Origin of the sequence: Vibrio sp. 10N.261.46.A3 (assembly GCF_041472995.1) — a bacterium.
GTDB lineage: Bacteria > Pseudomonadota > Gammaproteobacteria > Enterobacterales > Vibrionaceae > Vibrio > Vibrio coralliirubri.
Window position 1 is genome coordinate 182,204 of sequence record NZ_JBFRRH010000039.1, and the last position, 6,000, is coordinate 188,203.

Genomic DNA, 6,000 nt, shown 5'->3' on the forward strand with positions numbered 1-6,000 from the left:
CACGCTTCGCGCTTATTACTTATCGATAACCAAGAAGGATGTTGACTATCGATGACCTTCCGTAGGGGAGTTCAACATATCTTTGGGATCGCTAACATTCTGATTATCACCTAGGCTTTGAACGCTGTTATGACCTTGAACATTAGAAAAGTCTTGAGGGTCAATCTTGAGTGTCTGTGTTGGGAACGCGATGTCTGCATTGTGTTTATGAATAATCGCCAGAACCTGTAACAGAACGTCTTGCTTTACCTTGTGGTACCTGATCCAGTTGACTGTTTTTGTGAAGGTGTAGATAAAGAAGTTCAGTGTTGATGGCCCAAATTTGTCAAAGTTAACGATCAACGTTTGTTTGGCATCAATATCTGGGTGGGTCTCGAGCATGGTTCTTACATCATCAACAATGAGCGCCAATTTGTCTGCATCTTGGTAACGCAGCCCAAAAGTCTCATTGATCCTGCGGTTCAACATTCTTGATGGATTCTCCACCACAATGTTACTGAACACAGAATTCGGCACGTACAAAGGACGCTTATCAAAGGTGCGAATGATGGTCATGCGCCAGCCAATACGTTCGACAGTGCCTTCGATTTGACGATCGGGAGAGCGTATCCAGTCGCCGACTTTAAAAGGGCGATCGAAGTAAATCATCATGCCACCGAAGAAATTCGACAGTAAATCCTTAGCCGCTAAACCGACGATCAAGCCACCAACACCACCAAAGGTAAGTAAGCCGGAAAGGCTGAGTCCAAACGCCTGCATGATAGTTAGGCCGCCCATCACCATAAAGAACAAGCGAGCGACTTTCGCTATAGCTTGTACTGTGGTTTCGTCTCTGGTTTTTTGCTCTAAGACATACGCTTCAGTGTTAGTGATCATTCGTAAGGTAAACCAAACGAAGGTACAGATAATCAATATGTGTTTAAGTGTTTTTAACCAGTTGATTTCATTGCCAAACTGGTCTTGAAGGATTAGCCCGACAGATACTGTAGCAGGCCAACACCAAAGTAATGTGCTGACTGGGGTTTTTAGTGCTTCTAGTAGCAAATCATCCCAGTGGAAAGGGGTTTTCTGAACCAGAATTTCTAAGCGATTATGGATAATTCGCCAAGCTACCCAAGCGAGAAAACTCGCAATAGTGATAAATAGGACGCTGTTTGCCCAATCACTATGGCTCTGGTTGATGTAGGTTTGTACTTGGGTTATGAATTCATTCATTGTGTGTGCTGCCGCAGAAATTATGAATTGGAAATTAGCAGAAACTCGAGTTGTTCTCTACCTTTATAAATCAAGCGATTATGACAATAGTATAACCTTATTCTTGCAGAACTAACTTTTTTTGAGATAGAAACTAATGTAGGTTTGGCTATCCCGTGCAATTAAATTTTCTAAACAGGATTTCAAATGAGCGACAAACAATATGCAGTTATCGGTTTAGGGCGATTTGGTTTATCTGTTTGCAAAGAGCTGCAAAGTTCAGGCGCACAGGTACTCGCCGTCGATATTGATGAAGAGCGAGTGAAGGAAGCGGCGGCTTTTGTTTCACAAGCGATTGTTGCGAACTGCACAAGTGAGGAGACAGTTAAAGAGTTAAGACTCGACGATTACGACATGGTGATGGTGTCGATTGGCTCTGATGTTAATTCCAGTATTCTGACTACTCTGGTGGTAAAAGAGTCAGGCGCAAAAGCTGTTTGGGTAAAGGCGAACGATAAGTTTCACGGCAAGATTCTCTCTAAGATTGGTGCCGACCATATCATTATGCCTGAACGAGATATGGGCATTCGTGTTGCGCGTAAAATGTTGGATAGACGCGTTCTTGAGTTTATCGATCTTGGCAGCGGTTTAGCGATGACGGAGATTGTTATTGGTTCTAATTTGTTGGGTAAGAAACTTGGCGACCTTAAGCTGTGTAAAGAAAATGGTGTTGAGGTACTTGGCTTCAAGCGAGGACCTAACCTCACTAAAGCACCAGAACTGGATGTGAGTTTAGAAATTGGGGATGTGGTGATTATCGCTGGGCCGAAAGAGACCTTATCTAGAAAGCTACGCAATTGGTAATTGGCAATAAGGTAACAGTATGAATTCGTTAAAACGAAAAGGTACTTTCTACACGCTTAAGAGTGATAAAAAGCCACGTAAAGGCTCTGAACCTAAGATTATCCTTACGAGTTTCTTAGGCGTGCTTATCCCCTCTGCAATATTGTTGACGATGCCTGTATTCTCCGTGACAGGCCTAAGCTTTACGGATGCACTGTTTACAGCAACCTCGGCGATCAGTGTGACAGGATTAGGGGTTGTCGATACCGGTGAGCATTTCACCTTGGCGGGCAAAATCTTACTGATGTTCTTGATGCAAGTCGGTGGGTTAGGGCAGATGACTCTATCTGCGGTACTGCTTTATATGTTCGGTGTTCGGTTAAGCCTTAAACAACAAGCACTAGCGAAAGAAGCGCTTGGCCAAGATCGTAAGATTAACCTTCGCAAATTAGTTAAGAAGATCATCATCTTTGCATTAGTGGCTGAATTTATCGGTTTTGTATTGCTCTGTTTCCGCTGGGTGCCTGAGATGGGATGGTCAACGGGTAGCTTTTATGCACTTTTTCATGCGATATCAGCATTCAATAACGCAGGTTTCGCACTGTTTTCAGACAGTATGATGAGTTTTGTTGATGATCCATTGGTGATCTTTACCTTAGCTGGCTTGTTTATTTTCGGCGGGCTAGGCTTCACAGTCGTCGGCGACCTATCGAGTAACTGGCGTAAAGGTTTTCGACATCTTCATTTACACACCAAGATTATGCTAACCGCCACTCCGACTCTATTGTTGGTAGGTACGGTATTGTTCTGGCTGTTGGAAAGAAATAACTCAGCAACCATGGAAGGGTTATCGACTCAAGGGCAGTGGCTAGCCGCGTTTTTTCAGTCGGCAAGTGCTCGTACTGCTGGCTTTAATAGTGTGGATTTGTCTCAGTACACTCAGCCTGCATTGTTGGTAATGATTGTACTGATGTTGATTGGTGCAGGTTCTACCTCTACAGGTGGTGGTATTAAGGTTTCGACCTTTGCCGTCGCCTTTGTCGCAACTTGGACCTTCCTACGTCAGAAAAAGCATGTAGTGATGTTTAAGCGAACCGTAACTTGGCAAGCGGTAACAAAGTCATTGGCCATTATTGTGGTAAGTGGGGCGTTATTAACCACCGCGATGTTTTTGTTAATGCTTACTGAAAAGGCAGCGTTTGATCGAGTCATGTTTGAGGTGATTTCTGCCTTTGCAACGGTTGGTTTAACGGCTGGCTTAACCGCAAACCTGACTGAGCCAGGTAAATACATCATGATTGTGGTTATGGTGATTGGACGTATCGGGCCCCTGACCTTGGCTTATATGCTAGCTCGCCCAGAACCTTCCTTGTTGAAATACCCAGAAGACACGGTGTTAACGGGTTAATAAGATGAACAGGCTAATAATAAAGCTCTGTAAATAATAACAAAGCCAGCGATATGCTGGCTTTGTTGTCATAGGCTCATCGTTAATTGCTGAATGCTTAGCCCTCAAACATCTCAACGTATTCCTCATAGCCTTCTTCTGCTAATTTATCCGCTGGGATAAAGCGCATTGCGGCTGAGTTCATGCAGTAACGTAACCCCGTTGGTTTTGGACCATCTTTAAATACATGTCCCAGGTGAGAATCGCCAAACTTACTGCGAACTTCTGTTCTTGGATAAAGCAGTTTGTAGTCAGTAGTTGTGACTACATAAGCCTCGCTGATTGGCTGTGTAAAGCTCGGCCAGCCTGTACCTGATTTGTATTTGTCTTTTGAAGAGAACAATGGCTCCCCAGTTACGATATCAACGTAAATACCTTCTTGCTTGTTATCCCAGTATTTGTTACCAAACGGGCGCTCTGTTGCATCGTCTTGTGTTACATCGTACTGCAGTGAGGTTAGCTTCGCTTTGATCTCAGCATCAGACGGTTTAACGTAGGTCTTAGCATTGGCTGTCGCATTCTTGTTGTCGATGATCTGACGGATAGTTTGTGGATTCTCTTTTCTATCGTCACCGAAGATCTTGTCTAGGTACTGATCGCGGCCAGAAGCATAGCGGTAGTAGTTATAACGAACTTTACTCTTCTTGTAATAGTCTTGGTGATAGTCTTCCGCTGGCCAGAATTTTTCAAATTCAATCAGTTCTGTTTTTAGTGGTTCACCAAAGATATTAGCTTTGTCGATCTCCATCATGAAGTTCTGAGCAACATCTTTTTGTGCTTGGTTATGATAGAAAATAGCTGGTCGATAATGACGGCCTCGGTCTACAAAAGAGCCTTTGTCATCGGTTGGGTCGATGTGTCTGAAGAATTGGTCAAGAACCTGTTCATAGCTAACAACATCAGGGTTGTAAGTCACGTTGATCACTTCGATGTGACCAGACTTGCCTGAGGATACTTGTTTGTAGGTTGGGTTTTCTAGTTCACCACCAGAGTACCCAGAGATAACGTCGGTGACGCCTGTCAGCTTTTCTAGGTCGGATTCTGTACACCAAAAACAACCACCAGCCAGTGTCGCGATTTCACTTTTACCTGAATTAGCTGTTTTATCCATTGTATTGGCAGTGCCAGTCTGGCTTACAAACAGCGAAATCAGTGGTAGCGCAACCACGAGTGATACCAATATTTTAGATAATTTATTCATAGATACCTCATCTTGACGTTCTTCTCATTCGATTTTGAATGTACGAATAGAGACAGGTTTTAGATGGAAAAAATTGCATCATTCATGAAAAAAATATGTCATTGAGAAAATCTTGCTCATAAATGCCGCCAGTAGTAGGGTGTAGGCATTGATGTAAAATAATAGATAATGATGACGTTTTCGTACATCTAAGGATCAACATGCAAGCAGAAGTTAAATGGGTCGAAGGCTTTAAATTCCTAGGTCAACCTCAATCAGGTCACTCTGTCGTGATGGATGGAAGTGGTGGTGCAACTGCGCCAAGCCCGATGGAAATGGTGTTAATGGCGGCTGGTGGTTGTAGCTCTGTTGATGTGGTTGATGGTTTGAAATCTGCAGGCCAGAACATCACAGGCTGTAATGCAAAACTTGAAACAACACGTCGTGAAACCGCGCCAAAAATCTTTACCGTGATTAATATTCATTTTGAAGTATCGGGTGACAACCTTGATCCTGAGCTTGTTGCTAAAGTCTGTGCGGATTCATTAGAGAAATACTGTTCAGTATGTCTGATGCTAGGTGCTGGCGTAGAGATGACCCACAGCTGGGAAATCGTTTAGCCTTCTGACTGTATACCTTGGCGATAGGCTAATTTTTTATGGCTTATGAGTAGAGCCAGATAAAGAAAAGGGCGGAGCACATTACAGTGTTCCGCCCTTAATTATTCTCGCTAGAGTAGAGTGCTATTATTCAGCCGTTTCTACGATAACTTCTTCCATTTGCGCTTCTTCTTGGTATTCGAAGCTTGGGATTGTTGCGTCAACACGACGGTTTTGCGCACGACCCTCGGCAGTATCGTTTGTTGCTACTGGGTTTTCTTCACCTTCACCTGTAGCCGTAATACGGTCTGCTTCAATACCTTGCTCTTCGATGTATGCAGCTACAGCGGCAGCACGTTTCTTAGAGATCATCATGTTGTACTCAGCTGCACCTGTTGAATCGGTGTGACCAACTACGTTGACTGACGATTGAGGGTAAGTTTGCAGCACTTCTACTAGTGGCATTAGAGCAGTTTCACCCTCAGTAGACAGTTCAGTGCTGTTTGTCTCAAACATGCCTTGAGAGAAGCTTTCAGTTTGCGCTTTAATTACAACAGTCTCTTCTTCGACCACAACGGCTTCAGGTTCTGCAATTGGTTCAGCTGGAGCCTGTGTTACCGCTGCCGCAGTAGCTACTGTTGCGGCTGAAGCTGTCGTGTTACCTGTACCAAAATTGTAGCTTAGACCAATGGTAACAAGGTTAGAGTTAAGGTCTTGGGTCATGACTCCAACCTGTT

Annotated in this window: 6 protein-coding genes; 3 read left to right on the forward strand and 3 right to left on the reverse strand. The window is 43.8% G+C overall.

Features of this window, described 5'->3' with window-relative positions:
* Positions 1 to 45 precede the first annotated feature (45 nt).
* Positions 46 to 1,215, reverse strand: a complete 1,170-nt coding sequence (locus AB4484_RS11705) for a mechanosensitive ion channel family protein (RefSeq protein ID WP_372078222.1) — start codon at positions 1,213 to 1,215, stop codon at positions 46 to 48.
* Positions 1,216 to 1,401: 186 nt separating this feature from the next.
* Between AB4484_RS11705 and AB4484_RS11710 the strand changes: the two genes are divergently transcribed.
* Positions 1,402 to 2,058 (forward strand): TrkA family potassium uptake protein, encoded by a 657-nt coding sequence (locus AB4484_RS11710; protein WP_017065605.1) that lies wholly within the window; start codon positions 1,402 to 1,404, stop codon positions 2,056 to 2,058.
* A gap of 19 nt (positions 2,059 to 2,077) precedes the next feature.
* Positions 2,078 to 3,445: a TrkH family potassium uptake protein gene (locus AB4484_RS11715; protein WP_017065604.1), complete on the forward strand. Its 1,368-nt coding sequence runs from the start codon at positions 2,078 to 2,080 to the stop codon at positions 3,443 to 3,445.
* 97 nt (positions 3,446 to 3,542) lie between these two features.
* On the opposite strand, the gene msrB is transcribed toward AB4484_RS11715, so the two are convergent.
* Positions 3,543 to 4,685, reverse strand: coding sequence for a peptide-methionine (R)-S-oxide reductase MsrB (gene msrB, locus AB4484_RS11720; RefSeq protein ID WP_372078225.1), 1,143 nt, complete (start codon positions 4,683 to 4,685; stop codon positions 3,543 to 3,545).
* Positions 4,686 to 4,885: 200 nt separating this feature from the next.
* Here msrB and AB4484_RS11725 point away from each other — a divergent pair, with 200 nt between their 5' ends.
* Positions 4,886 to 5,284: an OsmC family protein gene (locus AB4484_RS11725; RefSeq protein WP_372078227.1), complete on the forward strand. Its 399-nt coding sequence runs from the start codon at positions 4,886 to 4,888 to the stop codon at positions 5,282 to 5,284.
* A 126-nt stretch (positions 5,285 to 5,410) separates the two neighbouring features.
* Here AB4484_RS11725 and AB4484_RS11730 read toward each other — a convergent pair.
* Positions 5,411 to 6,000, reverse strand: a 590-nt coding sequence (locus AB4484_RS11730) for an OmpA family protein (RefSeq protein ID WP_372078229.1), incomplete at its 5' end; no start/stop codon positions are given.